Annotated in this window: 24 protein-coding genes and 1 pseudogene; 14 read left to right on the top strand and 11 right to left on the bottom strand. The window is 72.5% G+C overall.

Features of this window, described 5'->3' with window-relative positions; all coding sequences use genetic code 11:
* Nucleotides 1-7 precede the first annotated feature (7 nt).
* Entirely contained in the window at nt 8-862 is an 855-nt protein-coding gene (locus ABD268_RS18330) for a sulfurtransferase (RefSeq protein WP_344155691.1), read from the top strand.
* Here the strand turns inward: ABD268_RS18330 and ABD268_RS18325 are convergent.
* Both ABD268_RS18325 and sepH read right to left on the bottom strand, forming a co-directional pair.
* On the bottom strand, nt 843-2,849 hold the full coding sequence (locus ABD268_RS18325; protein ID WP_344155688.1) for an SDR family oxidoreductase: 2,007 nt from the start codon (nt 2,847-2,849) through the stop codon (nt 843-845). The two genes, ABD268_RS18330 and ABD268_RS18325, sit on opposite strands and share 20 nt — an antisense overlap.
* Before the next feature lie 83 nt (nt 2,850-2,932).
* Nucleotides 2,933-3,982 (bottom strand): septation protein SepH, encoded by a 1,050-nt coding sequence (sepH, locus tag ABD268_RS18320; RefSeq protein WP_344155685.1) that lies wholly within the window; start codon nt 3,980-3,982, stop codon nt 2,933-2,935.
* 73 nt (nt 3,983-4,055) lie between these two features.
* On the opposite strand from sepH, the gene ABD268_RS18315 reads away from it, so the two are divergent.
* Nucleotides 4,056-4,670: a trimeric intracellular cation channel family protein gene (locus tag ABD268_RS18315; RefSeq protein ID WP_344155682.1), complete on the top strand. Its 615-nt coding sequence runs from the start codon at nt 4,056-4,058 to the stop codon at nt 4,668-4,670.
* A gap of 22 nt (nt 4,671-4,692) precedes the next feature.
* On the opposite strand, the gene ABD268_RS18310 is transcribed toward ABD268_RS18315, so the two are convergent.
* The 4 genes from ABD268_RS18310 to ABD268_RS18295 form a co-directional block, all read right to left on the bottom strand.
* Nucleotides 4,693-5,808 (bottom strand): hypothetical protein, encoded by a 1,116-nt coding sequence (locus ABD268_RS18310; protein WP_344155679.1) that lies wholly within the window; start codon nt 5,806-5,808, stop codon nt 4,693-4,695.
* A gap of 4 nt (nt 5,809-5,812) precedes the next feature.
* Nucleotides 5,813-6,352 carry a SigE family RNA polymerase sigma factor gene (locus tag ABD268_RS18305; protein ID WP_344155676.1) on the bottom strand — a complete coding sequence of 180 codons (540 nt, stop codon included), beginning with the start codon at nt 6,350-6,352 and terminating at the stop codon, nt 5,813-5,815.
* 110 nt (nt 6,353-6,462) lie between these two features.
* The gene (locus tag ABD268_RS18300; protein WP_344155673.1) at nt 6,463-7,767 is read right to left on the bottom strand and encodes a D-arabinono-1,4-lactone oxidase; all 1,305 of its coding nucleotides are present in this window, start codon (nt 7,765-7,767) and stop codon (nt 6,463-6,465) included.
* Nucleotides 7,768-7,777: 10 nt separating this feature from the next.
* A complete protein-coding gene (locus tag ABD268_RS18295; protein ID WP_344155670.1) occupies nt 7,778-8,953 on the bottom strand; it encodes an MFS transporter in 1,176 nt (391 codons plus the stop codon).
* Between the two features lie 64 nt (nt 8,954-9,017).
* Between ABD268_RS18295 and ABD268_RS18290 the strand changes: the two genes are divergently transcribed.
* The 3 genes from ABD268_RS18290 to ABD268_RS18280 all read left to right on the top strand — a co-directional run bounded on the left by ABD268_RS18290 (nt 9,018) and on the right by ABD268_RS18280 (nt 11,411).
* Complete coding sequence (locus tag ABD268_RS18290) at nt 9,018-10,145, top strand: ferrochelatase (RefSeq protein WP_344155667.1); 1,128 nt, start codon at nt 9,018-9,020, stop codon at nt 10,143-10,145.
* Entirely contained in the window at nt 10,142-10,969 is an 828-nt protein-coding gene (locus ABD268_RS18285; RefSeq protein WP_344155664.1) for an inositol monophosphatase family protein, read from the top strand. The genes ABD268_RS18290 and ABD268_RS18285 overlap by 4 nt, the downstream gene beginning before the upstream one ends.
* Before the next feature lie 151 nt (nt 10,970-11,120).
* Nucleotides 11,121-11,411 carry a DUF4193 domain-containing protein gene (locus ABD268_RS18280; protein ID WP_180933543.1) on the top strand — a complete coding sequence of 97 codons (291 nt, stop codon included), beginning with the start codon at nt 11,121-11,123 and terminating at the stop codon, nt 11,409-11,411.
* A gap of 95 nt (nt 11,412-11,506) precedes the next feature.
* Here the strand turns inward: ABD268_RS18280 and ABD268_RS18275 are convergent, their stop codons facing one another.
* Both ABD268_RS18275 and ABD268_RS18270 read right to left on the bottom strand, forming a co-directional pair.
* Nucleotides 11,507-11,824 carry a DUF4235 domain-containing protein gene (locus ABD268_RS18275; protein ID WP_344155658.1) on the bottom strand — a complete coding sequence of 106 codons (318 nt, stop codon included), beginning with the start codon at nt 11,822-11,824 and terminating at the stop codon, nt 11,507-11,509.
* A gap of 29 nt (nt 11,825-11,853) precedes the next feature.
* Entirely contained in the window at nt 11,854-12,303 is a 450-nt protein-coding gene (locus ABD268_RS18270) for a DUF3093 domain-containing protein (protein ID WP_344155655.1), read from the bottom strand.
* Between the two features lie 38 nt (nt 12,304-12,341).
* Here ABD268_RS18270 and dut point away from each other — a divergent pair, with 38 nt between their 5' ends.
* Genes dut through ABD268_RS18250 form a run of 4 tightly spaced genes read left to right on the top strand, consistent with a single transcriptional unit; the run spans nt 12,342 to nt 14,597 of the window.
* Complete coding sequence (gene dut, locus ABD268_RS18265; RefSeq protein ID WP_344155653.1) at nt 12,342-12,824, top strand: dUTP diphosphatase; 483 nt, start codon at nt 12,342-12,344, stop codon at nt 12,822-12,824.
* Nucleotides 12,825-12,849: 25 nt separating this feature from the next.
* Nucleotides 12,850-13,479, top strand: a complete 630-nt coding sequence (locus tag ABD268_RS18260; RefSeq protein WP_344155650.1) for a DUF3710 domain-containing protein — start codon at nt 12,850-12,852, stop codon at nt 13,477-13,479.
* A 9-nt stretch (nt 13,480-13,488) separates the two neighbouring features.
* Nucleotides 13,489-13,851 (top strand): OB-fold nucleic acid binding domain-containing protein, encoded by a 363-nt coding sequence (locus tag ABD268_RS18255; protein ID WP_344155647.1) that lies wholly within the window; start codon nt 13,489-13,491, stop codon nt 13,849-13,851.
* On the top strand, nt 13,848-14,597 hold the full coding sequence (locus ABD268_RS18250) for a DUF3159 domain-containing protein (protein ID WP_344155644.1): 750 nt from the start codon (nt 13,848-13,850) through the stop codon (nt 14,595-14,597). Before ABD268_RS18255 ends, ABD268_RS18250 begins: the two co-directional genes overlap by 4 nt.
* 2 nt (nt 14,598-14,599) lie before the next feature.
* Here the strand turns inward: ABD268_RS18250 and ABD268_RS18245 are convergent, their stop codons facing one another.
* Both ABD268_RS18245 and ABD268_RS18240 read right to left on the bottom strand, forming a co-directional pair.
* Nucleotides 14,600-15,271, bottom strand: a complete 672-nt coding sequence (locus ABD268_RS18245; RefSeq protein ID WP_344155641.1) for a potassium channel family protein — start codon at nt 15,269-15,271, stop codon at nt 14,600-14,602.
* Between the two features lies 1 nt (nt 15,272).
* A complete protein-coding gene (locus tag ABD268_RS18240) occupies nt 15,273-15,920 on the bottom strand; it encodes a potassium channel family protein (protein ID WP_425573756.1) in 648 nt (215 codons plus the stop codon).
* A 98-nt stretch (nt 15,921-16,018) separates the two neighbouring features.
* Here ABD268_RS18240 and ABD268_RS18235 point away from each other — a divergent pair, with 98 nt between their 5' ends.
* From ABD268_RS18235 to ABD268_RS18215, 5 genes are all read left to right on the top strand, one after another.
* Nucleotides 16,019-18,064, top strand: coding sequence for an APC family permease (locus ABD268_RS18235; protein WP_344155635.1), 2,046 nt, complete (start codon nt 16,019-16,021; stop codon nt 18,062-18,064).
* Complete coding sequence (locus ABD268_RS18230; RefSeq protein WP_344155632.1) at nt 18,061-19,215, top strand: class I SAM-dependent RNA methyltransferase; 1,155 nt, start codon at nt 18,061-18,063, stop codon at nt 19,213-19,215. The genes ABD268_RS18235 and ABD268_RS18230 overlap by 4 nt, the downstream gene beginning before the upstream one ends.
* Nucleotides 19,212-19,745, top strand: coding sequence for a hypothetical protein (locus ABD268_RS18225; RefSeq protein ID WP_344155629.1), 534 nt, complete (start codon nt 19,212-19,214; stop codon nt 19,743-19,745). Before ABD268_RS18230 ends, ABD268_RS18225 begins: the two co-directional genes overlap by 4 nt.
* Nucleotides 19,746-19,915: 170 nt before the next feature.
* Complete coding sequence (locus tag ABD268_RS18220; protein ID WP_344155626.1) at nt 19,916-22,744, top strand: aconitate hydratase; 2,829 nt, start codon at nt 19,916-19,918, stop codon at nt 22,742-22,744.
* A gap of 93 nt (nt 22,745-22,837) precedes the next feature.
* The gene (locus ABD268_RS18215) at nt 22,838-23,563 is read left to right on the top strand and encodes a sulfite exporter TauE/SafE family protein (RefSeq protein ID WP_344155623.1); all 726 of its coding nucleotides are present in this window, start codon (nt 22,838-22,840) and stop codon (nt 23,561-23,563) included.
* A 1-nt stretch (nt 23,564) separates the two neighbouring features.
* Here ABD268_RS18215 and ABD268_RS18210 read toward each other — a convergent pair.
* A pseudogene (locus ABD268_RS18210) lies at nt 23,565-23,690 on the bottom strand (IS481 family transposase); the annotation flags it as partial.

Here is a 23,690-nt window from a genome sequence, read left to right as displayed (position 1 = left end):
GGCCGCCATGACCGGTCCGCTGATCTCCGTCGACGAGCTGCGCTCCGCCCTCACCCGGGAGCCGGGCCCGTCGACGCCCACCGTCCTCGACGTCCGCTACCGGACGGGCGGGCCGTCCGGCCCTGGGGAGTACGCCGCCGGCCACGTGCCGGGCGCGGTGTACGTCGACATGGACACCGCGCTCGCCTCGCCTCCGGGTGCGGGCGGCCGGCACCCGCTGCCGGACGTCGCGGTCCTCGAGGCGGCGATGCGCCGGGCCGGGGTCTGCGACGGCCGCCCGGTGGTCGTGTACGACGACTGGTCCGGGTTGGCGGCCGGCCGCGCGTGGTGGCTGCTGCGGTACCACGGACACGCCGACGTGCGCGTCCTGGACGGCGCGTGGAACGCCTGGGTCGCCGGTGGCGGGCCGGTCGAGACCGGCTCGACCACGGCGGTCACGCCGGGTGACTTCACCGCCGACCCGGGTCACCTGGCCGTGGTCGAGGCGGAGCAGGTGCTCGACATCGAGGTGCTCGTCGACGCCCGCGCACCCGAGCGCTACCGGGGCGAGACCGAGCCGATCGACCCGGTCGCCGGCCACATCCCCGGCGCGGTGAACGTGCCCACGTCGCGGAACCTCGGCGCCGACGGGCGCTTCCTGCCCGCGGAGGAGCTGCAGGCGCTCTACGGCTCCGTCGGCGCCACCCCGGAGGCGGGCGACCGCGGCGACGTCGCGGCGTACTGCGGCTCCGGCGTCACCGCCGTCCACGACATCCTCGCGATGGAGGTGGCCGGGGTGCGCGCCGCGCTCTACCCGGGGAGCTGGAGCGGCTGGATCACCGACCCGCGCCGGCCCCTCGCCACTACCAGTGAATCCCCTTGAACAGCTTGGCGAGCATGATCTGCTCGGACTCCCGGGTGCCGCCGGAGACCTCGCCCTTGGCCGCGGCCGAGTCGGGGAAGACCTGGTAGGCCATGTTGAGCACCCGGAAGGCCAGCTTGGGGGCGACCGTGTGGGCGACCGCGCCGGCGTTGCCGAGCAGCGTGTTGATCTCGTGCGGGCGCTCGACCATCGCCTTGACCACCAGGTCCGCGGCCTGGGCCGGTGAGATGGTGGGGAACTTGTCGTAGAGCTTGGTCGGGGCGATCATCGGCGTCCGCACCAGCGGCATGTGGATGCTGGTGAAGGTGATGCCGTCGCCGACCAGCTCCGAGGCGACCACGTTGCTCCACGAGTCGAGCGCGGCCTTGGAGGCGACGTACGCCGAGAAGCGCGGCGGGTTGGTCTGGACGCCGATGGAGGAGACGTTCACGACGTGGCCGTGCTTCTGCTCCTGCATCTTCGGGACCAGGCCCATCACCAGCCGGATCGCGCCGAAGTAGTTGAGCTGCATGGTGCGCTCGAAGTCGTGGAACCGGTCCTGGGAGAGCCGCAGCGACCGGCGGATCGAGCGGCCGGCGTTGTTGACCACGAAGTCGATCGAGGGGAGCTCGGCCGACATCGCCTCGCAGAGCCGGTCGATCGCCTCGAGGTCGGAGAGGTCGCAGGGGTAGACGTACGCCGTGCCGCCGCGCAGCTCGATCGCGTCGCGGGTGTCCTCGAGCTTCTCCTTGCCGCGGGCGACGAGCACCGGGATGCCCCCGGCCTGGGCGACCTTCAGTGCGGTGACGTGGCCGATGCCGGACGAGGCCCCGGTGATCACGACGTGCTTGCCGGTGAGCGCCTCGCGGACCGCGGCGTCGCGGCCGGTGGACCGGTCGAGGTTCTCCTCCCAGTAGGTCCACAGGGTGCGCGCGTAGGACTCCAGCTCGGGGACGCCGATCCCGGAGCCCGAGAGCGCCTTCTCGGTGCGGCGGGAGTCGAAGACCGCGTTGAAGGAGGTGTGCGCCACGACCTCGGCGGGGATGCCGAGCCGGCCGATGGTCTGCTCGAGCACCAGCTGGGCCGGCGCCGACCGGACCACTCCGTTGAGCACGGTCAGCGGGCGCAGGGCGCGCGGCACCAGCCCCAGCGGCCCCGAGCGGGTCAGCCGGCGGTCGATCGGGGTCGCGAACTGCGGCGCCCCCGCGGCCGCGCAGAGGGCGTTGATCGTCTCGACGACCGGCTGCGGCTCGGGGTTGACGAGGTGGAAGGCCTCGCCGTCGCGGTCGGGCAGGTGGGCGATGTGGTCCATCGCCGCGGCGACGTAGTCGACCGGGACGACGTTGGTGTCACCGAGGTCGACGCCGACCAGCGGCAGCCAGGCCGGCAGGTTGTCGCGCATCCGCTTCATCAGCGGGAAGAAGTAGTAGGGGCCGTCGACCTTGTCCATGGCCCCGGTCTGCGAGTCACCGACCACGACGGCGGGCCGGTAGACCCGCCACGGCACGGTGGCCTCCTCGCGGACGATCTTCTCGGACTCGAACTTGGTCCGGTGGTACGGCGAGGGCAGCGACTGCCCCTCGTCGAACATCGTCTCGTCGAAGCGGCCGTGGTAGTCGCCGGCGGCCGCCACCGACGAGACCTGGTGGAAGCAGCCGACCTCCAGCGCCTCGGCGAGACCGAGGGCGTGGCGGGTGCCGCCGACGTTCATCGCCTCGTTGGTGGCGTCGTCGGCGGTCATGTCGTAGATCGCGGCGAGGTGGAAGAAGTGGTCGACCGAGCCCCGGTGCTCGGTGACCCACTTCTTCGCCACGCCGAGGTCGGCCTCGCCGAGGTCACCGACGACCGGGGTCACGCGGTCGCTGCCCCAGTGGCGGATCAGCGTCTCCATGCGCGCCAGGGACCCCTCGCGGACCAGGACGAAGATCTCGCCCTCGCGATGGTCGACCAGCTCCTGGACGAGATGTCGGCCGATGAACCCCGTGGCACCCGTGACGAAGTACGACATGCCGGGAGACTACCGGCCGGAAACCTCCACGGGCAGGGGCTGCGATGTGACGGCTGTCGTCACACCCGTCCCGGGAAGCAGCCTCAGTCGGACTTGCCGCCGCCGAACATGATCTCGTCCCAGCTCGGCACCGACGCCCGTCCGCGGCTCTTGCGCACCGGGCGCCGCGCCGGCGGCTCGTCGTCGGCCGGCGCCGGGGCGTCGGGAGCCGGGGCCTCGGGAGCCTGGCCCTGGGCGGCGGTCGCCTCGGCAGCACCAGAGGTGTCCCGGGCGGCCGCGTCCGCGGCCTCCTCGCGCAGCTCGCGCTCCTGGGCCGGCGGCGGCTCCTCGGTGAGGAACGCCTCGAGCGGCTGCTCGGCGCCGAGGTCGGTGCCCGACCCGGTGACCAGCTCGATGGCGTCGTCGCCCAGGGGCAGCTCCTCGGCCGCAGTCGGGTTCATGGCGGACAGCCGGCGCTGGCGAGCCTGCTCGAGGTCGTTGCGGGGCTCCGGCGCGCGCATCGTCGCGATGACCTCACCGAGCAGCCAGCGCGCGTCGTCGTTCTCGGCGGTGACGTAGTTGCCCGGGGCGTCGAACGTGAACTGGGCGTGCCCGCTCTTGCGGGTCGAGGCGAACTCCCCGGTCAGCGACCAGCGGCCGTCCTCGCGCCGCCAGGCGTCCCACAGCACGGTCTCGGGATCGACGTTGAGGGAGCGCAGGTGCCCCGCGACCGCGTCGCCGAGGGTGCGCGCCGCGGCCGCGGCCTGGTCGCCGCCCGAGCGCCGGCGTACGGAGGACCGCTGCGCCCGCTCGGCGATGTGCTGGCGCTCGGCCAGCACCGGCGCGGCGAACGCCATGATCTTGTCGACGCTGGTCTGCGCCGCCTGGGCGACCACCTCCGGCGTCTCGCCCGCACGGATGCGGGCCTGGATGTCGCGGGGACGGAGGGTGCTGTCCATTTTTGTCTCCAACTGACCGAGGCGTGCGGTGTCGCCGCGCAGAGCGGCCCGGAGGCGGGCGTCGATGTCGAGGGTGAACTCGACGCCTGCATCGCTGACCAGGAGCAGGCGCTGTCCGTCGTCGCTCACTCCGGCGAGCGTGAGGTGCACCATGGAGGTGGCCTGGTCCTTCCTGTGCTGGTCAGCGGTGTTCATCGGTGCGCCGAGCCTACGCCAGCGGGGGAGCCGGATGCGTCACCGTGGCGGCGTGCCCCGGTAACCTCCCTGCGTGACCTTGGTCGTCCTGGATCTGGTGGGGATCTTCGTCTTCGCCATCACCGGCGCCCTGGTCGGTGTCCGCAAGGACCTCGACGTGTTCGGCATCCTCATCCTCGCCGGCACGACCGGTCTCGGCGGCGGATTCCTGCGCGACGTGCTCATCGGCGCGACGCCCCCGGCGGCCCTGGAGGACTGGCGCTACCTGCTGGTCCCCGTGGCCGCGGGCCTGCTGACCTTCTGGTTCCACCCCGCCGTGGGACGCCGAGAGCGCGCGGTCACGGTGCTCGACGCCTTCGGGCTGGGCCTCTTCTGCGTCACCGGGACCCTCAAGGCGCTGGAGTACGGCCTGGGGCCGGTGCCCGCGGCCTTGATGGGCATGGTCACCGGGATCGGCGGCGGCATGGCGCGCGACCTGCTGTCCGCGCGCGTCCCGGTGGTGTTCCGCGGCGACCTCTACGCCACCCCGGCCCTGGCCGGCGCGTTCGTCACCGTGGCCGGCTCCCGGCTGGACCTGCCCGTCCTGGTCGTCGCCGTCGCGGGCGCGGGGGTCTGCATCGTCTGGCGCCTGGTCGCGATGTGGCGCAACTGGCAGGCACCGGTGCCTGCCGGCTCGGCCAGCGTCTGACGCCGCGCCCCCCGACCGCCGGTCACTGCCCCATCGTCGAGCCCACCGGGAGCGCGAAGCCCTCGCGGTCCAGCTGGTTGAAGGTGCCGAGGTCCGGCTCGAGGGTCTTGCAGGTGCCGGCGGGCACCGTGCAGCTGAGCAGCTCGACCTTGTCGCGCCAGCCGTCCTGGCCGAGCAGCAGCAGGGTGCTGTCGTCCAACCAGCCGTAGCCCGACGCGAAGTTGTACTGGAGGTCCAGGGCGACCTTCTCGCCGAACCGGGTGTCGTAGACCTTGGGCTCGTCGGCGTCCTCGGTGAACCACCGGGCGTCCGGGCTGAAGGCCGCCGGGCCGCCGAAGGAGTACTTGAGCTCCTTGGCCTGCTCGGGCGTCCTGCCGAGGGAGGTGCCGTTCGCGCCGGCGAAGGCGATCAGCCCGTCCTCGGCCGCGGAGATGTCGACGTCACCGTTCGTGCGCGGGTCGACGACGGTCGCGTCCCCGGAGTCGAGGTCGGTGGCGACCGCGCCCCGGGCGTCGCGCCAGTACGCCGTCCGGCCGTCGAGGGCGTAGAAGTACGGCGAGCTGCCGGGCCCGGCGGCGTCGCTGGAGCCGGCCGGCTGGTCGTCCCAGGTCGTGGTGTCGCCGGTCGCCTGGTCGAGCACGACGTACGCCGGCTTCCCGCTGCCGCTGTCGAGCCAGCCGGCGAGCGTGCCGTCGGTGTCGGAGACCAGGTGCGGGTCCTTGGCGTCGGTGCTGCCGACCCGGGTCTCGGACCCGTCGGTCCACGACCAGACCGTGCCGTCGGGGTCGGCGTAGACGAAGCCGGCCTCGGTCCGCACGTAGGCGCGCACGTCGTGCCCGAGGTCGACCTGGCCGCCCGGCATCGCGGGCGCGTACAACGTCCGGCCCATCACCCACGACAGCGCCGGGGTCTGCGCAGTGCCACCGGCCGGCTCGGGCGAGCCGTCGCCGCCCACGAGCCGGGGCAGCGCGACCGCGCTCCCGACGACGGCCAGGACGGCCACGCTGCCGGCGACGACCGCCGCGGTGCGGCGCCGGCGGCGGCGGTCCCCGGCGCGGGTGAGGGAGTCGACGTCGGGGACGGCGAAGTCCACGTCGGCGGCACGCTCGTGGAGCAGGTTCTTGAGCTTCTCGGTCATGGGGTCACCGTCCGGTCGTGAGAGTGTCGAGGGGGAGGACGTCGGCGTCGTCCCCCAGCTGCTGGCGGAGCTTCGCGAGGCCCGCCGAGACCTGGCTCTTCACGGTTCCCACCGCGCAGCCCATGGTCTCGGCCGTCTGGGCCTCGGTCAGGTCCTCGTAGTACCGGAGCACGATCGCCGCGCGTTGACGGACCGGGAGGGCGAGCAGGCACTCCCACAGCCAGGCGCTCTGGGTCACCTGGTCGGCATGTCCGGGCGTGGCCCGGTCCGGGGGCGCGGCCGTGCTCCGCTCGTGCGACCAGCCCTTCCGGCGGAACCACGAGATCGCGGTCGTGGTGATCGCCTTGCGGGCATAGGCCTCGGCGTTGCCCTTGTCGCGCAGCCGCGGCCACGCGGCGTACGTCTTGGCCAGCGCCTCCTGGACCAGGTCCTGGGCCAGCGAGGTCTCGCCGACCATCAGGTAGGCCGCGCGGTGCAGCGCACCCGAGCGCGCGGCCACGAACTCCGCGAACTCCGCCTTGTCTTGGGCCCTGTCCCGGCTCACCCTGGTCCTCTCGTCGACGGGTCGTGCTGTCCCGTGCCCATTGTGACGCGATGGCGGGCCCGAAAGGTTCGGCGGCGCCCGGGCCCCGTCAGGATCACTCGCGTGGCGGGTCAGTCGCCGAGGACCCGACGCAGGTGGGCGTTGGTGAACACCCGGTCGGGGTCGAGCCGGTCGCGCATCGCCAGGAACTCGCCGAACCGCGGGTAGGCGGGGGCCAGGTCGGCGGCGGTGCGGGTGTGCACCTTGCCCCAGTGCGGGCGGCCGTCGTGGGCGCGCATCACGGCCTCGATGCCGGCGAAGTACGACGTGTGGTCGGCATCGCGGTGGGTGTGGAAGGCCAGGTAGCACGTGTCGCGGCCGCCCGCGGTCGACAGCGGGACGTCGTCGGACGGGGCCACCCGGACCTCGACGGGGAAGCTGATCCGCCACGACGAGCCCTCGACCGCCTTCCGGGCCTCCCGCAGCGCGGCGAGACCCGCCTCGCGCGGCACGGCGTACTCCATCTCGCGGAAGACGACGTCACGCCGGGCCGTGAACACCCGGTGCGCCACGTCGCTGTACCGGCGTGCGGACAGGGCGCGGGCGGAGAGCCGGTTCATCCGCGGGATGACCGCCGGGGCCCGGTTGGCGGCGGCGGTCGCCGCGCCGAAGAAGGTGTTGGACAGGAAGTCGTCGTCGAGCCAGGCCCGCCAGCGGGGGAGCGGCTCGGCCTCGCCGAGGTCGGCGTCGAGGCGGACGTTGCGCTTGGTGAGCATCCGGTCGGTGTGCGGGAACCAGTACAGGTCGACGTGGTGGCTCTCCGCCACCATCTCGTCGAACGAGCCCAGCGCCTCGTCCCACGACATCGGCTGCTCGGTCGCCTCGAGCAGGAACAGCGGCTCGACCCGGAAGGTGACCGTCGTGAGCACGCCGAGGGCGCCGAGCCCCACGCGGGCGACGTCGAGCACGTCGGCGTTCTCCTCGGCGGTGGCCCGCAGCACCTCGCCGGTGCCGGTGACCAGCTCGAGGCCCGCGACCTGTGCGGCGAGCCCCGCCGCGACGCCGCCGGTGCCGTGGGTGCCGGTCGAGATGGCGCCGGCCAGCGTCTGCTCGGCGATGTCGCCCATGTTGTGCAGGCTCAGCCCAAGCCGCTCGAGCTCAGCGTTGAGCACCTTCAGCGGGGTGCCGGCCAGGGCGGTCACGGTCATCGCGTCGCGGTCGACGGCGACGATGCCGCTCATCCGGTGGGGGGTGAGCATGGTGCCCTCGGGGGCGGAGATCGCGGTGAAGCTGTGGCCGGTCCCGACCATCTTCACGGTGCCGCCCTCGGCGCGTGCCCGCTCGACCGCGGTCACGACCGCGGCGGTGTCCTCCGGCTCCGCCACGCGGGTCGGCGTCGCCGACTCCAGGCCCGACCAGTTCCGCCACACCGTCACGCCGCCGAGGCTAGCGGGAACGTGGCAGCACCTGGGCCGCAATCGCCGCCACGGCGCCGGCGGCGGCGCACACCAGGTACGCCGCCGCCGCGCCGTGCGCGTCGATGACGACGCCGGCGACGGCGGCCCCCGGGGCGACCCCGGCGACCAGGCCGGTCTGCATGATCGCCATGCCCTCGGTGAGCCGCCCCGTGGGGACGGTGCTCTCGGTGAGGGAGAGCGCCGCGATCAGGGTCGGCGCGATCGCGAAGCCGCCGATGAGCAGCACCAGGCCCATCAGCGGCAGCGACCCCACGAAGTGGAGCGGCACCATCGCGGCGAACATGCCGAAGGCGCCCCAGCGGACCCGGACCGTGGGCCCGCGACGCCAGGTCACCGCGCCGGTGAGCAGCCCGGCCAGCAGGCTGCCCAGCGCCCACAGCGCGAGCAGGCCTCCGGCCCAGGCCGGCCGGCCCTGCTCGCCCGCGAACGCCACCGTGGCGACCTCGGCGCCGCCGAAGAGGATGCCCAGCGCGGCCGACACCACGGTCAACGGAGCGACCGTGGCCCAGGGCATCCGCGGTCGACGGCCGGTCGACCGGCGGTGCCGGTGGACGGGCGGCTCGGTGGCGCGCTGGGCGCAGAGCGCGAGGGTCCCGCCGACGCAGGCGACCACGGCCACCGCGATCCCGGCCACCGGGTCCCAGGCGGCCGCCAGCACGGTGACCACGATCGGGCCGAGCATGAAGACCACCTCGTCCGCGACGGCCTCGAGGGCGTAGGCGGTCTGGAGCCCGTCGCGGTCCGCGGTCAGCGCGTGCGACCAGCGGGCCCGGACCGCCGACCCGATCTGGGGCAGCGAGCCACCGGCCAGCGCGGCGCTGGCGTACGCCGCGCCGAGCCAGTCCGCCTCGACCGAGACCACCAGCAGGACCATGGCGACGCCGAAGAGCGCTCCGGCCCCGGCCAGGACCCGGGCCTGTCCGAAGCTGTCGAGCAGCCGGCCCTGGAGGATCGCCAGGCCGGCGTTGGCCACCATGAACGCCGCGGAGACCGCGCCGGCCACGCCGTACGAGCCGGTGGCGGCGGAGACGAGCAGCACGATGCCGAGGCCGGCCATGGACATCGGCAGCCGCGCGACCAGCCCGGTCGCGCTGAAGCGCAGCGTGCCGGGCTCGGCGAGCACCCGGCGATAGGACGACAGCATCGTCCGGAGCGTAGGACCGCGGGAGCACGCCCGACCAATTCCTGGCCCTCCCTACGATGGGCGCATGCCGCCGACCCCCCAGCGCGAGAACCACAAGGCCGACACCAGCCCGTACGACGCCCTGCTGCTGGTGTCCTTCGGTGGCCCCGAGAAGCCCGAGGACGTGGTGCCGTTCCTGGAGAACGTCACCCGCGGGCGGGGCATCCCGCGCGAGCGGCTCGAGGAGGTCGGCCAGCACTACTTCCTCTTCGGCGGCCGCTCACCGATCAACGACCAGAACCGCGAGTTCCTGGCCGCGCTGCGTGAGGACCTCGACGGCGCCGGCATCGACCTGCCGGTCTACTGGGGGAACCGGAACTGGGACCCCTACCTGACCGACACGCTCCGGCAGATGGCGGCCGACGGGGTCACCCGCGCCGCCTGCTTCATGACCAGCGCCTACTCGTCGTACTCCTCCTGCCGTCAGTACCGCGAGAACCTCGCCGACGCCGTCGCGGCCATGGACGAGCAGAGCGAGGACGCGCCGCGCCTCGACAAGCTGCGGCACTACTTCAACCACCCCGGCTTCGTCGAGGCGGTCGTGGACGCGACGCTGGCGGCGCTCGCGGAGCTTCCCGACACCGCCCGTGAGGGGGCGCACCTGGCGTTCGTCACGCACTCGATCCCGGTGGTGATGAACGAGACCAGCGGCCCGCTCGGCGGCGCCTACGTCGCCCAGCACCGCAGCGTCGCCCAGGAGGTCGTCGACCGGGTGCGGGAGGAGACCGGACGGCGGCACGCGCACGAGCTCGTCTACTGCTCCCGCTCGGGGGCGCCGCACGTCCCGTGGCTCGAGCCAGACGTCAACGACCACCTGCGCGCCCTGAAGGACCGGGGCGTCCCGGGAGTGGTGATGGTGCCCGTGGGGTTCGTGTCCGACCACATGGAGGTCATCTACGACCTCGACACGGAGGCGATGGCGACCGCGGAGGAGATCGGCCTGCCGACCCGTCGCGCGGCGACCGCCGGGGTCGACCCCCGTTTCGTCTCCGCCGTGCGGGACCTGCTGCTCGAGAGGGCGGCGGTCGAGCGCGGCGACGAGCGCGAGCGGGCCGCCGTCGGCAGCATGGACGCGCTCTGGGACCGCTGCCCGGTCGGCTGCTGCCCGAACCCCCGGGGCGACCGCCCGGCGCTGTGCGGGTCGGACTCGTGACCCCGGCCGGCGCGGAGCTGGCCGAGCTGGCCCTCGACACCGCCCGGGCCGGGGCCGCGCTGGTCCGGGACCGGGCCCGCCGCGGGGTGACGGTGGCCGCGACCAAGTCCAGCGACGTCGACGTGGTCACCGAGGCCGACCGGGCCTGCGAGGCGCTGGTCCGGGAGCTGCTGCGCAAGGCACGTCCCGACGACGCGATCCTCGGCGAGGAGGAGTCCGAGGAGGCCGGCACGTCCGGCGTGCGCTGGGTGGTCGACCCGATCGACGGCACCGTCAACTTCCTCTACGGCCTCCCGCAGTACGCCGTGTCGATCGCGGCCGAGCTGGACGGCGAGGTGGTGGCCGGGGTCGTCCTCAACGCCGCCACCGGCACCGAGTTCGTGGCCCACGTGGCCGCCGACGGCCGGGCGGTGGCGACCCGGGACGGCGAGCCGATCGGCGTACGCGCCCCGGCGCCGCTGTCCCAGCGCCTGGTGGCCACCGGCTTCAGCTACGACGCGGGCCTGCGCGAGGTCCAGGCCCGGGCGCTGGTCCGGCTGCTGCCGCGGGTCCGCGACATCCGGCGGCTGGGGTCGTGCGCCCTGGACCTCTGCCACGTGGCCGAGGGGTCCGTCGACGCCTACGTCGAGGAAGGCGTCAACCTCTGGGACTTCGCCGCCGGCGCCCTGGTGGCCCGGGCCGCCGGTGCCCGCACCGAGCTCTCTCCGGGGGCGGGTGGCCGGCAGGCGCTGGTGTGTGCACCGTCACGCGGCTTCGACGAGTTCCGCGCGGCGGTGCTCCAGGCGGGGTTCCTGGCCCCGACGGCCCCGGTTTTGGGGGAATAGGCCTCACGCCCCTGATGTTCACGGGACACGTCGTGGGACGGTGTGCGCGATCGCCAGCGGATGGTGCACAATCTGGCGCCGACGGCGGGGAAGAGACAACGTGTTTGGGGCGGCTGCGTGGGGTAGCCGCACCAGGGGAGTGGAGTGAGGCATGGCCACCGATTACGACGCACCGCGCAAGAACGAGGACGAACAGTCCGAGGAGAGCATCGAAGAGCTCAAGGCGCGACGTCACGACAAGAACTCCGGCAAGGTCGACGAGGACGAGGCCGAGGCCGCGGAGTCGTTCGAGCTGCCGGGTGCCGACCTGTCGCACGAGGAGCTCGCGGTCGAGGTGAAGCCCAAGCAGGAGGATGAGTTCACCTGCATGAGCTGCTTCCTCGTGCACCACCGTTCGCAGCTCGCCGACAGCAAGAAGATGATCTGCAAGGACTGTGCCTGACGGATCACCCCGTCTCGCTCGCCCCTGACGTCACGAAGGGCCGCAACCCGGAGGTTGCGGCCCTTCTGCGTCTCTGCGTGGGTGGGGTGCGACCCTCAGGTGGTGGCGGCCGGCGCCTTGTCGGCGTCCTGGTCGTCCTTCTGCAGGTCGGGCGGCAGGTGCCCGGTGGAGCGGGCGTAGTAGTGCGCCGCCTTGCGGGTGGCCAGCATGCGCGCCAGCCCGATGGCCGTGCCGCTCACGGCCGCCCAGGCGACCGCCTCCCACAGGTCCACGTCGGGATCCGCGGGGTTCGCGGGCGGGTTCTTGCCCGTCGCCGCCTTCCAGGAGGTGTTCAGTGCCTTCTTCGCCATCGCGGCCGCGCCGAGCGCCGCGCCGAGCGAGAAGATCGTCCAGACCTTCGAACCAGATGCCATGCCACGACCTTACCCAGCGAGGCGGTGGCTCATTCCGCGGCGGCGAGGGCGCGCAGCGCCCGGGCCAGCTCCTCCGGGTGCCGGGTGCTGACCAGCCAGTACGGCGTGGGGTCGCGCGGGTCCGAGATCTGCACGCGCACCGCGCGCTTGAGGTAGGGCCGCAGCAGCAGGTAGGCGCGGGCGTCGGCGTCCCGGCCCGCCGTGCGCCGGGTCTCCTCGGGGTCCAGCGCGGTGGCCGTCCCCAGGTGGGTGGCCTCGATCCGGGCCCGGCCGGCCCGGAAGACGCCGTCGTGGACGCTGACCCGGGCGGATCCGTAGGACAGCAGTCCCAGCGCCATCAGCGCCAGCGCCGCCGCCGAGACCCCCCAGGCGACCACGGCGGGCAGGGCCACCACGACGGCCAACCAGAGGCTGGCGACCAGCATCGTGCCCTGCGCCCACCACCGCAGCGGCACGCCCAGCCGCTCCTGATACTCCACGGGGAGAACACTTTCACGCCGGAGTAGGGTCTCCCGCCGTGACCCCCGGAGTTGAGCCCCGCGACACTGCCGGCGACCTCGACATCGCGGTCGTCCGCCTCGACGGCGACCTGCCGCTGCCGTCGTACGCCCATCCCGGCGACGCCGGCGCCGACCTGCTCACCACCGTCGACGTCACCCTCGGCCCGGGGGAGCGGGCCATGGTCCCCACTGGCGTGGCGATCGCGCTGCCGGCCGGGTACGTCGCGCTGGTGCACCCCCGCTCCGGCCTGGCCGCCCGCCACGGCCTGTCGATCGTGAATGCGCCCGGGACCGTCGACGCGGGCTACCGCGGCGAGATCAAGGTGATGCTGATCAACCACGACCCCGGGGAGCCGATCGAGCTGCGCCGCGGTGACCGGATCGCCCAGCTGGTCGTCCAGCGCGTGGAACGCGCGCGCTTCGTGGAGGTGGGGGAACTCCCCGACTCGTCGCGCGGGTCCGGGGGATACGGTTCTACCGGAGGCTTCGGTCGGTCCTGACCGAGTCCCGAACGGAGGAGTGTCAGTGAAGTTCCGTCGCAAGTCCACCGAGCCAGACGTCGCCGACGAGGCGTTGCTCGAGGAGCAGGCCGACCCGGTGGAGGGCCCCTACGACGTCGATGACCTCCCCGAGGACGGGGTCGAGCGGCTCGACCTCGGCTCGCTGCTGATCGAGCCGGAGGCCGGCCGCGAGCTGCGCCTGCAGGTGGACGAGTCCACCGGCGAGGTGCAGTCGGTGATCCTCGCCGGCGCCGACGGCGCGGTGGAGCTGCGGGCGTTCGCCGCGCCCCGCAACGGTGACCTGTGGAGCACGGTGCGCCCGCAGATCGCGGCCGACATGGCCCAGCACGGCGGGGTGGCCAGCGAGCGCGAGGGGCGTTTCGGCACCGAGCTGGTCTGCCGGCTCAGCGTGCGCCGCGAGGACGGCAGCACCGCCCAGCAGCCCTCCCGGATCATCGGCATCAACGGCCCTCGCTGGATGCTGCGGGCCACCCTGCTCGGCCGTCCGGCCATGGACGTCGAGGACTCCGCGGCCTGGGAGGACACGATCACCAAGGTCGCCGTCCGCCGTGGCAGCGGCGCGATGCCGGTCGGGGACGTGCTGCCCGTGGTGCTGCCCGACAATGCGCGCCGGGTCGACCCACCCACCGCCTAGGCTCGAAACATGCCCGAGAAGAGCCGCTTGCGACGCAGCATCAGCAAGTGGGCCAACACCAGTGACCAGCATGCCCGCGACCTGCGCAAGACCTATGCCCACTCGGGGGTCCTGCAGATCGCGGATGCTCCCGACCGGGAGCGGGTGCGCCTGCGCGGCACCCTCCGCACGGTCACGCTGCGCCCCCGCGGTGGCGTCCCGGCGCTGGAGGCCGAGCTGTTCGACGGCTCCGGCGTGATCACCGTGGTCTGGCTGGGCCGGCGCCGGATCGCCGGCGTCTCCCCGGGCCGGTCCATGGAGATCCAGGGCCGGATCGGGCAGCACGACGGCCAGAGGATCATGTACAACCCGCGATACGAGCTGATGCCATGACCGAGCCCGACGAGACCCGCGAGCCCGCCGCCCTGCCCGCCGACCCCACCGAGGGGGCCCACGCGCGCGCCGCGTCGGTCGACACGGTCGAGGCGGTCGTGCGCGCCCAGCTGAGCAAGGCGCTCGGCGGCCGGCGCGGCATGCTGGAGGCAGCGGCACCCACCTTGTTGTTCACGATCATGTTCCTGACCACCAAGGAGCTGCGGCTCGCGCTGGGCGTCAGCGTGGCCGCGGCGGTGGTGCTGCTCGTGGTGCGCCTCGTCCAGCGGTCGACGGTGCAGTTCGTGGTCAACGCGATGGTCGGGATCGGCATCGGCTGGCTGTTCGTGTCCATGTCGGCGCGCAACGGCGGCGACGCCAACGACCAGGCGCTGGCCTACTTCCTGCCCGGCATCATCTACAACGCCGGCTACACCGTGGTGCTGTCGCTGACCTGCCTGGCCCGCTGGCCGCTGGTCGGCTTCATGGTCGGCAGCGTCACCGGTGACCCCACGGCCTGGCACAAGGACCGCCAGGTCGTGAAGCTGTGCACCCAGCTCACCTGGCTGCTGGTGCTGCCGTGCCTGCTGCGCGTGGTGGTCCAGGCTCCGCTGTGGCTCGGCGGGCACTCCGGCACGGTCGACCCCAGCACGGCGGTCGCCGTCCTGGGCGTGCTCAAGGTGGTCATGGGCTGGCCGCTCCAGCTGACCGCGCTGGCGGGGATGGTCTGGCTGCTGTCCCGCGACCGGACCCCGGTCGTCGCCTAGGGTCAGCCCGGGTGGCCGGTGGGCGCCAGCAGGTGCTCGAGCTTGTCCTCGACGTCCGCCGAGACGACGAACAGCAGCTCGTCGCCCGACTCGACCGGCTGCTCCGGCTCGGGCACGTAGACCTGCCCGTCGCGCAGGATCGTGACCAGCGCGCAGTTCTCCGGGAACGGGATCAGCCCCATCGGCTTGCCGACGTACGGCGAGTCCGCCGGCAGCGTCAGCTCGACCAGGTTGGCGTTGCCCTGGCGGAAGGTGAACAGCCGGACCAGGTCGCCGACCGTGACCGCCTCCTCGACGAGGGCGGACATGATGCGCGGCGTCGAGACGTTGACGTCGACGCCCCAGGCCTCGGTGAAGAGCCACTCGTTGTTGGGGTGGTTGACCCGGCCGACGGTGCGGGGCACCCCGAACTCGGTCTTGGCGAGGAGCGAGGTGACCAGGTTGGCCTTGTCGTCGCCGGTCGCGGCGATCACCACGTCGCAGCGGTCCAGGCGGGCCTCCTCCAGGGAGGACATCTCGCAGGAGTCGGCCAGCAGCCACTCGGCGTCGGGGACGCGCTCGGGCTTGATGGCGCTCGGCTGCTTGTCGATGAGCAGCACCTCGTGGCCGTTGGTGATCAGCTCGCGGGCGATGGAGCGGCCGACGGCCCCGGCTCCGGCGATGGCGACGCGCATGTCAGCTCTCCTCGGGGCCGCGGTCGAAGACGGCGTAGGCGTGGGCGGCGTTCTCCTCGCGCATCACCAGGTGCAGCAGGTCACCCTCCTGGATGACGCTGTCCTTGGTGGGCAGCATTCCTTCGCCGAGCCGGTCGATCCAGGCGATCCGGCTCTGCGACTGGGACTGGAAGTCCACGGTGCGGTGGCCGATCCAGGCCTCGGTGACCGGCACGTGGTCGACCCGGATGGTGCCGGAGGGGTCGCGGAAGTCGGGTTCGGCACCCGCGGGCAGCAACCGGCGCAGGACCTGGTCGGCCGTCCACTTGACCGTCGCCACCGTGGTGATGCCGAGCCGCTGGTAGACCTCCGCGCGCCCGGGGTCGTAGATCCGGGCCACGACCTGCTCGATGCCGAAGGTCTCGCGGGCCACGCGGGCCGCGATGATGTTGGAGTTGTCCCCGCTGGAGACGGCGGCGAACGCGTCGGCGCGCCGGATGCCGGCCTTCTCGAGGACCTCCTGGTCGAAGCCGTAGCCGGTCACCTTGTCCCCGTTGAAACCGGGCCCGAGGCGTCGGAACGCGTCTGGCTCGCTGTCGATGACGGAGACAGTGTGGTTGCGGTCCTCGAGGCTGCGGGCGAGCGTGGAACCCACGCGGCCGCAGCCCATGATCACGACGTGCACGGGGCAGACGCTACACGCAGCGCCGGGCGCGGCTCGGGTGGCGACGCACGCTCCGGCGCCGATGGGGTCTAGCCTTTCCGCTCGTGGGTGTCGGCGACGTTTCCAAGCGGATCCTGCTGGGGCGCAAGCTGCGCAGCTCCCAGCTGGGAGAGACGCTGCTCCCCAAGCGCATCGCGCTCCCGGTGTTCGCCAGCGACGCGCTGTCGTCGGTGGCCTACGCCCCGGACGAGGTCTTCATCATGCTGTCGCTGGCGGGCGCGTCGGCGTACGTCTGGTCCTGGAAGATCGGCATCGCCGTCGCCCTGGTGATGGCGGCCGTGGTGATGTCCTACCGGCAGACGGTGCACGCCTATCCCAGCGGTGGCGGCGACTACGAGGTCGCCACCGTCAACCTCGGCGCGACCGCCGGCACCACCGTCGCGAGCGCGCTCCTGGTCGACTACGTCCTCACGGTCGCGGTGTCGATCTCCTCGGGCGCCCAGTACGCCGCCTCCGCGATCGGCGCCCTGAGCGGGCACGAGGCGACGTTCGCCACGATCATGGTGCTGGTCCTGATGGCCATCAACCTGCGCGGCATCCGCGAGTCCGGGACCTTCTTCGCGTTCCCGACCTACGCCTTCATGGTCGCCATCCTCGGGATGTGCGCCTTCGGGATGTTCCAGCTGGCCGCCGGTGACCTGCCGCAGGTCGAGAGCGCCGACCTCCACATCGACCCGGCGCCCGGGTACGGCGGCTCGCTCACCACGTTCGCCCTGGTCTTCCTGCTTGCCCGGGCGTTCTCCTCGGGGTCTGCGGCGCTGACCGGTGTCGAGGCGATCTCCAACGGGGTGCCGGCGTTCCGCAAGCCCAAGAGCAGGAACGCCGCCACCACGCTGCTGCTGCTCGGCATGATCGCGATCACGATGATGATGAGCGTCATCGTGCTGGCCAATCAGATGGGGCTGAAGTACGTCGACCCCAGCGACCTCGACCGGCTGACGCTGGACGGCCAGCCGCTGCCACCCGGCTACGACCAGCACGCGGTCATCGCCCAGATCGCCCGCGCCGTGTTCAGCGACTTCCCGCCCGGCTTCTACCTGGTCGTCACCGTCACCGGCGTGATCCTGGTGCTGGCCGCCAACACCGCGTTCAACGGCTTCCCGGTGCTGGGATCGATCCTGGCCCAGGACGGCTACGCCCCGCGGGCGCTCGGCTCGCGCGGCGACCGCCTCGCCTACAGCAACGGCATCGTCTTCCTCGCCTTCATGGCGATCATCCTGATCCAGGCCTTCAACGCCGAGACGACGCGATTGATCCAGCTCTACATCGTCGGTGTGTTCGTCTCGTTCAACCTCAGCCAGCTCGGCATGATCCGGCACTGGACGCGGCACCTGAAGTCCGAGCAGGACCCGACGGTCCGGCGCCGGATGGTGCGGTCCCGGATGATCAACGCGGTCGGCCTGGTGTTCACCGCGGTGGTCCTGGTGATCGTGCTGATCACCAAGTTCCTCGCGGGCGCCTGGATCACGATCCTGGCGATGATCATCTTCTTCGTGATCATGCGCGGCATCCGCCGGCACTACGACAACGTGAACGCAGAGCTCGCCGCCGACGAGGAGGACAAGGTGATGCCCACCCGGGTGCACGCCATCGTCCTGGTCGGCAAGCTGCACAAGCCGACCCTGCGGGCGCTGGCCTTCGCCAAGGCGACCCGGCCCAACGTGCTCGAGGGCGTCTACGTCGCCGCGGACCCCGAGGCCACCGCCCGGCTGCTGCAGGAGTGGGACGAGCGGAACCTCGGCGTCCCGCTCAAGGTGCTGCACTCGCCGTACCGCGAGCTGGTCAAGCCGATCGTCGACTACGCCATGGAGATCAAGAAGGCCAACCCGCGCGGGGTGGTCGCGGTCTACATCCCCGAGTACGTCGTCGGCCGCTGGTGGGAGCAGCTGCTCCACAACCAGACCGCGCTGCGGCTCAAGGGCCGGCTGCTCTTCGCGCCCGGCGTGATGGTCACCTCGGTTCCCTACCAGCTGCGCTCCTCGCAGATCGCGCGCGAGCGTGAGGAGCGCGAGCTGGCGCGGGTCCGCCCCGGCGACCTCCGGCGCGGCCAGGTCGGGGACCGCAGCAAGCGCGGGCAGATCAACCGGTGAGCCGCACCCCGCGCCGGCGCAAGGCCCGTGGCCGGTCCCGGGTCGGCGAGCGCTTCGAGGCGGTCGTCGGGCCGGTCGCCCACGGCGGCCACTGCATCGTCCGGGTCACGACCGACCCGTCGGTCGAGCCCGCCGAGACCCGGGTGGTCTTCACCCGCCACGCGATCCCGGGGGAGCGGGTCCTGCTCGAGATCACCGAGGGCACCGAGGGCGACCGGTTCTGGCGCGGCGACGCCGTCGAGGTGCTCGAGCCGTCGCCGGACCGGGTCCCCGCGCCCTGCCGGTACGCCGGCCCCGGCCGCTGCGGGGGCTGCGACTTCCAGCACGTGTCGCTGCCGGCCCAGCGGGAGCTCAAGGCGGCCGTCGTCCGGGAGCAGCTCAGCCGCCTGGCCCACCTCGACGTGCCCGTCGTGGTCGAGCCGGTCGCGGGAGACCGGGACGGCCTGCGCTGGCGGACCCGGGTGCAGTACGCCGAGGACGAGCAGGGCCGGCGCGGCATGCGCCTGCACCGCTCGCGCGTCGTGATCCCGGTGGACGACTGCCTGATCGCCCGCGAGGACGCCCGCGAGCCGTCGCCGGAGCTGGTCCACGAGTCCGTGCTCGGGCGCGACTTCGTGGTGTCGGGCGAGGGCTTCTGGCAGGTGCACCCCGGTGCGCCCCGGGTGCTGGTCGAGACGGTGCTCGAGCAGCTCGACCCCCGGCCCGGGGAGAAGGTGCTCGACCTCTACGCCGGGGTCGGCCTCTTCGCCGCCTTCCTCGCCGAGCGGGTGGGGGAGCGGGGCCGGGTGGTGGCGGTCGAGGGCAGCCGGGTCGCCTGCGGCCACGCCCGGACCAACCTCGGCGAGTTCGGCCGCGCGGTCGCCGTCGAGGCCGGTGCCGTCGACAAGGTGCTGGCGACGGCGTACGACGAGCCGTTCGACCTGGTGGTGCTGGACCCGCCCCGCGAGGGGGCCCGCAGACCCGTGGTCGAGCAGGTCGTGGACCGGGCGCCGCGCGCCGTGGCGTACGTCGCCTGCGACCCGGCCGCCCTGGCCCGGGACGTGGCCTACTTCGCCGAGCACGGCTACGCGCTGAAGGGCCTGCGCGCCTTCGACCTCTTCCCGATGACGCACCACGTCGAGTGCGTGGCGCTGCTCGAGCGGCCGGCGTGAGCGACCCTTCCCTGAAGTACGCGAACGTCGAGCGCGAGCGCCGCTGGCTGCTCGACCCCACCACGCCGCTGCCGGGCGGCGACGACGTGCTCACCATCGTCGACCGGTACGTCCTCGGCAGCCGGTTGCGCCTGCGCGAGACCCTCGCCGTGGACGGCAGCCGGGTCCGCAAGCTCGGCCACAAGGTGCGCCTGGGCGAGGGGCCCGAGGAGATCGCCTGCACCTCGCTGTACCTCGACGAGGGGGAGTGGGGGCTGCTCCTTGCGCTCCCGGCCGCCGAGCTGCGCAAGGAGCGCCGCCGGCTGCGGATCGACGGGCGGGTCGTCGCCGTCGACGTCTTCGCGGGGGACTGCGCCGGACTGGTCCTGGTGGAGATCGACGGCGCGCGCGATCTCTCGCCCGCCGACGCGGGTCTGGACCCCGTGGCGGAGGTGACCGCCGACGAGCGGTTCACCGGGGGTGCGCTGGCCGCCGCGGCGCGGGCGGACGTGTGCGCGGCCCTCGCGGCGTACGGCCTCGTCCCGGCCTGAGCCGGACACGATCCGGACACCGCTCGCCACGATCCCTCGGCATCGTGTATCTTGACGTCAAGACATATCGCCACCGTGTCCGGGCAAGGGAACCCTGCCTTCCCCCGTGTGCGCGCGCGGCGGCAAGATGGGCCCGGACCCACGACGAGCACCCAACGAGGAGACGACTGATGGCCAGTCAGGACAGCTTCGGTGCCAAGAGCACCCTGGACGTGGACGGCAAGTCCTACGAGATCTTCCGGCTCGACGCCGTGACCGGCGAGGGCCTGCCCGATGACGCAGTGAAGTCGCTTCCTTTCTCCCTGAAGGTCCTGCTGGAGAACCTGCTGCGCACCGAGGACGGTGCCGACATCACCGCCGACGACATCGTGGCGCTGGCCGGCTGGGACGAGAACGCCGACCCGGACAAGGAGATCCAGTTCACGCCGGCGCGCGTGATCATGCAGGACTTCACCGGCGTCCCCTGTGTCGTCGACCTCGCCACGATGCGTGAGGCGATGGCCGACCTCGGCGGCGACCCGTCCCGGATCAACCCGCTCGCGCCGGCCGAGATGGTCATCGACCACTCCGTGATCGCCGACGTCTTCGGCACCCCCGAGGCGTTCGCGCGCAACGTCGAGATCGAGTACGAGCGCAACCGCGAGCGCTACCAGTTCCTGCGTTGGGGCCAGGGCGCCTTCGACGACTTCAAGGTCGTCCCGCCCGGCACCGGCATCGTGCACCAGGTCAACATCGAGCACCTCGCCCGCACCGTCTTCACCCGTGAGGTGGACGGTGAGGTGCAGGCCTACCCCGACACCTGCGTCGGCACCGACTCCCACACCACGATGGTCAACGGCATCGGCGTGGTCGGCTGGGGCGTCGGCGGCATCGAGGCCGAGGCCGCGATGCTCGGCCAGCCCGTGTCGATGCTGATCCCGCGCGTCGTCGGCTTCAAGCTGTCCGGCGACCTGCCCGAGGGCTCCACCGCCACCGACCTGGTGCTCACGATCACCGAGATGCTGCGCAAGCACGGCGTGGTCGGCAAGTTCGTCGAGTTCTACGGACCCGGGGTCTCGGCGCTGCCGCTGGCCAACCGCGCCACCATCGGCAACATGAGCCCGGAGTTCGGCTCGACGATCGCGGTCTTCCCGATCGACGAGGAGACCGTGAAGTACCTCGAGCTCACCGGCCGCTCCGAGGAGCAGCTGAAGCTGGTCGGGGCCTACGCCAAGGCGCAGGGCCTCTGGCACGACCCGGCGGCCGAGCCCCGCTACTCCGAGAAGCTCGAGCTCGACCTCGCCACCGTGGTGCCGTCGTTGGCCGGCCCGAAGCGGCCCCAGGACCGCGTCGAGGTCACCGATGCCAAGGACGCCTTCCGCGGCGCGCTGACCGACTACGTCGACGAGGCCGGCGAGGAGAAGGGGTACGACGAGTCCGTCGCCGAGACCTTCCCGGCCTCCGACGCCCCGTCCCACGAGGGCAACGGCTCGGCCCCGCCGAAGGACTACCACTCCTCGGCCCCGAGCGACGGCGGTCGCCCGAGCAACCCCGCGATGGTCGAGCTGTCCGACGGCACGAAGTTCGAGCTGGACCACGGGGCGGTCGCGATCGCGGCGATCACCTCGTGCACCAACACCTCGAACCCGTCGGTGATGATCGGTGCCGCCCTGCTGGCCAAGAAGGCCGTCGAGAAGGGCCTCCAGCGCAAGCCGTGGGTCAAGACCACGCTCGCCCCCGGGTCGAAGGTGGTCTCGGACTACTACGAGCGCGCCGGCCTCACGCCGTACCTCGACAAGCTCGGCTTCAACCTGGTCGGCTACGGCTGCACCACCTGCATCGGCAACTCCGGGCCGCTGATCCCCGAGGTCAGCCAGGCCGTCAACGACAACGACCTCGCGGTCGTGTCGGTGCTGTCGGGCAACCGCAACTTCGAGGGCCGGATCAACCCGGACGTGAAGATGAACTACCTCGCGTCCCCGCCGCTGGTCGTCGCCTACGCGCTGGCCGGCTCGATGGACGTCGACCTGTTCAACGACCCGCTGGGCCAGGACACCGACGGCAACGACGTGTTCCTCAAGGACATCTGGCCGGCGCCGTCGGAGGTCGAGCGGGTGATCGCCGAGGCGATCACCTCGGACATGTTCACCACCGACTACGCCGACGTCTTCGCCGGCGACGAGCAGTGGCAGTCGCTGCCCACGCCCGAGGGCAAGACCTTCGCGTGGGACGAGGACTCCACCTACGTCCGGAAGCCCCCGTACTTCGACGGCATGCCCGACGAGCCGGAGCCGGTCGCCGACATCGACGGCGCCCGCGTGCTGCTGAAGCTGGGCGACTCGGTCACCACCGACCACATCAGCCCGGCCGGTGCGATCAAGAAGGACTCGCCCGCGGGCAAGTACCTCGCCGAGCACGGCGTCGAGCAGCGGGACTTCAACTCCTACGGCTCGCGCCGCGGCAACCACGAGGTGATGATCCGCGGCACGTTCGCGAACATCCGGCTGCGCAACCAGCTCGCGCCGGGCACCGAGGGCGGCTTCACCCGCGACTTCACGGGCTCTGCTGGATCTGGGGGAGGGGACGTCACGACGGTCTTCGAGGCCTCGGAGAAGTACCTCGCCGCCGGCACCCCGCTGGTCGTGCTCGCGGGCAAGGAGTACGGCTCCGGCTCGTCGCGCGACTGGGCGGCGAAGGGTACGGCGCTGCTGGGCGTGAAGGCCGTCATCGCCGAGTCCTACGAGCGGATCCACCGCTCCAACCTGATCGGCATGGGCGTGCTGCCGCTGCAGTTCCCCCAGGGCGAGACCGCCGAGTCGCTCGGCCTGACCGGCGAGGAGGAGTTCTCCATCACCGGTGTCACCGAGCTCAACGATGGCCGCACGCCGAAGACCGTCAAGGTGAAGGCCGGCGACACCGAGTTCGACGCGGTGGTGCGCATCGACACCCCGGGCGAGGCGAACTACTACCGCAACGGCGGCATCATGCAGTACGTCCTGCGGAGCCTCCGCAAGGCGTGACGCCCGTCCCGCGCTGATCTCCGGCCCGCCGCTCCCCATGAGCTGCGGGCCGGAGTCATGGAGGGCCCTGGACGACGAAGAGGAGGAGCGCCGGTGGACGGGGTGCCGTGGGACGTGGTGCTGCTGATCGCGGGGGTGACCTGCGTGGGAGCGTTCGTCCAGTCCGTCGTGGGCCTGGGACTCGGGCTGCTGGTCGCGCCGGTGGTCGCGATGGTCGAGCCCGGCCTGGTCCCGGCGCTGCCGCTGTGGCTGGCCCTGCTGATCTCCGGATCGATGCTGCTGGGGGAGCGGCGGCACGTGGACTGGCGCTCCCTGGCCTGGGCGCTGCCGGCACGGGTTCCCGGGACGGTGATCGGTGCGTGGCTGGTGGTGTCGTTCAGCGACCAGGTCATCGCGGTCGCCATCGGGGTGATGGTCCTGGTGGCGGTGGCGGTCACCGTGCGCGCGGTGCACGTCCCGGTGAACCCGGTCTCGCTGAGCGTGGCCGGACTGGTCGCCGGGGTCTCCGGCACCGCCACCTCGATCGGCGGACCACCGATCGCGCTGCTCTTCCAGAGGCGGGAGCCGGAGGTGGTCCGGTCCACGCTGTCGGTGTTCTTCTTCCTGGGCGTGTGCGTGAGCCTGGTCGGGCTCGCCTGGTCCGGCGCGCTCACCACCGCCTCCTGGCACCTCGGGCTGCTGATGTCGCCGCTGGTGGTGCTGGGCTCCGTGACCGGCTCCGCCGTCCGCGACCGGCTGCCCCGCCACGCGTTCCGCACCGGCGTCCTGCTGGTCTGCGCGGCCTCCGCGCTCGCCCTGCTGGTGCAGGCGCTGACCTGACCTAGGTGTTCTGTCCACGCAGGTTGGGCACGAGCTGGATGGGTGACTTGCCGCGGAGTGCGGTGTGGCCGCGGTGGTGATTGTAGGTGTGCAGCCAGGCGGGGTAGGCGGCTGCGCGTTCGGTTTC

This window comes from Nocardioides koreensis, assembly GCF_039531775.1.
In the GTDB taxonomy this organism is placed as follows: Bacteria; Actinomycetota; Actinomycetes; order Propionibacteriales; family Nocardioidaceae; genus Nocardioides; species Nocardioides koreensis.
This window is presented reverse-complemented; position numbering and strand designations above follow the sequence as displayed.

Coding starts and splice junctions, on each gene's coding strand:
- ABD268_RS18330 (WP_344155691.1), top strand. CDS start 8: ATGACCGGTCCGCTGATCTCCGTCGACGAGCTGCGCTCCGCCCTCACC.
- ABD268_RS18325 (WP_344155688.1), bottom strand. CDS start 2,849: ATGTCGTACTTCGTCACGGGTGCCACGGGGTTCATCGGCCGACATCTC.
- sepH (WP_344155685.1), bottom strand. CDS start 3,982: ATGAACACCGCTGACCAGCACAGGAAGGACCAGGCCACCTCCATGGTG.
- ABD268_RS18310 (WP_344155679.1), bottom strand. CDS start 5,808: ATGACCGAGAAGCTCAAGAACCTGCTCCACGAGCGTGCCGCCGACGTG.
- ABD268_RS18295 (WP_344155670.1), bottom strand. CDS start 8,953: ATGCTGTCGTCCTATCGCCGGGTGCTCGCCGAGCCCGGCACGCTGCGC.
- ABD268_RS18290 (WP_344155667.1), top strand. CDS start 9,018: ATGCCGCCGACCCCCCAGCGCGAGAACCACAAGGCCGACACCAGCCCG.
- ABD268_RS18280 (WP_180933543.1), top strand. CDS start 11,121: ATGGCCACCGATTACGACGCACCGCGCAAGAACGAGGACGAACAGTCC.
- ABD268_RS18275 (WP_344155658.1), bottom strand. CDS start 11,824: ATGGCATCTGGTTCGAAGGTCTGGACGATCTTCTCGCTCGGCGCGGCG.
- ABD268_RS18255 (WP_344155647.1), top strand. CDS start 13,489: ATGCCCGAGAAGAGCCGCTTGCGACGCAGCATCAGCAAGTGGGCCAAC.
- ABD268_RS18250 (WP_344155644.1), top strand. CDS start 13,848: ATGACCGAGCCCGACGAGACCCGCGAGCCCGCCGCCCTGCCCGCCGAC.
- ABD268_RS18245 (WP_344155641.1), bottom strand. CDS start 15,271: ATGCGCGTCGCCATCGCCGGAGCCGGGGCCGTCGGCCGCTCCATCGCC.
- ABD268_RS18240 (WP_425573756.1), bottom strand. CDS start 15,920: ATGGGCTGCGGCCGCGTGGGTTCCACGCTCGCCCGCAGCCTCGAGGAC.
- ABD268_RS18220 (WP_344155626.1), top strand. CDS start 19,916: ATGGCCAGTCAGGACAGCTTCGGTGCCAAGAGCACCCTGGACGTGGAC.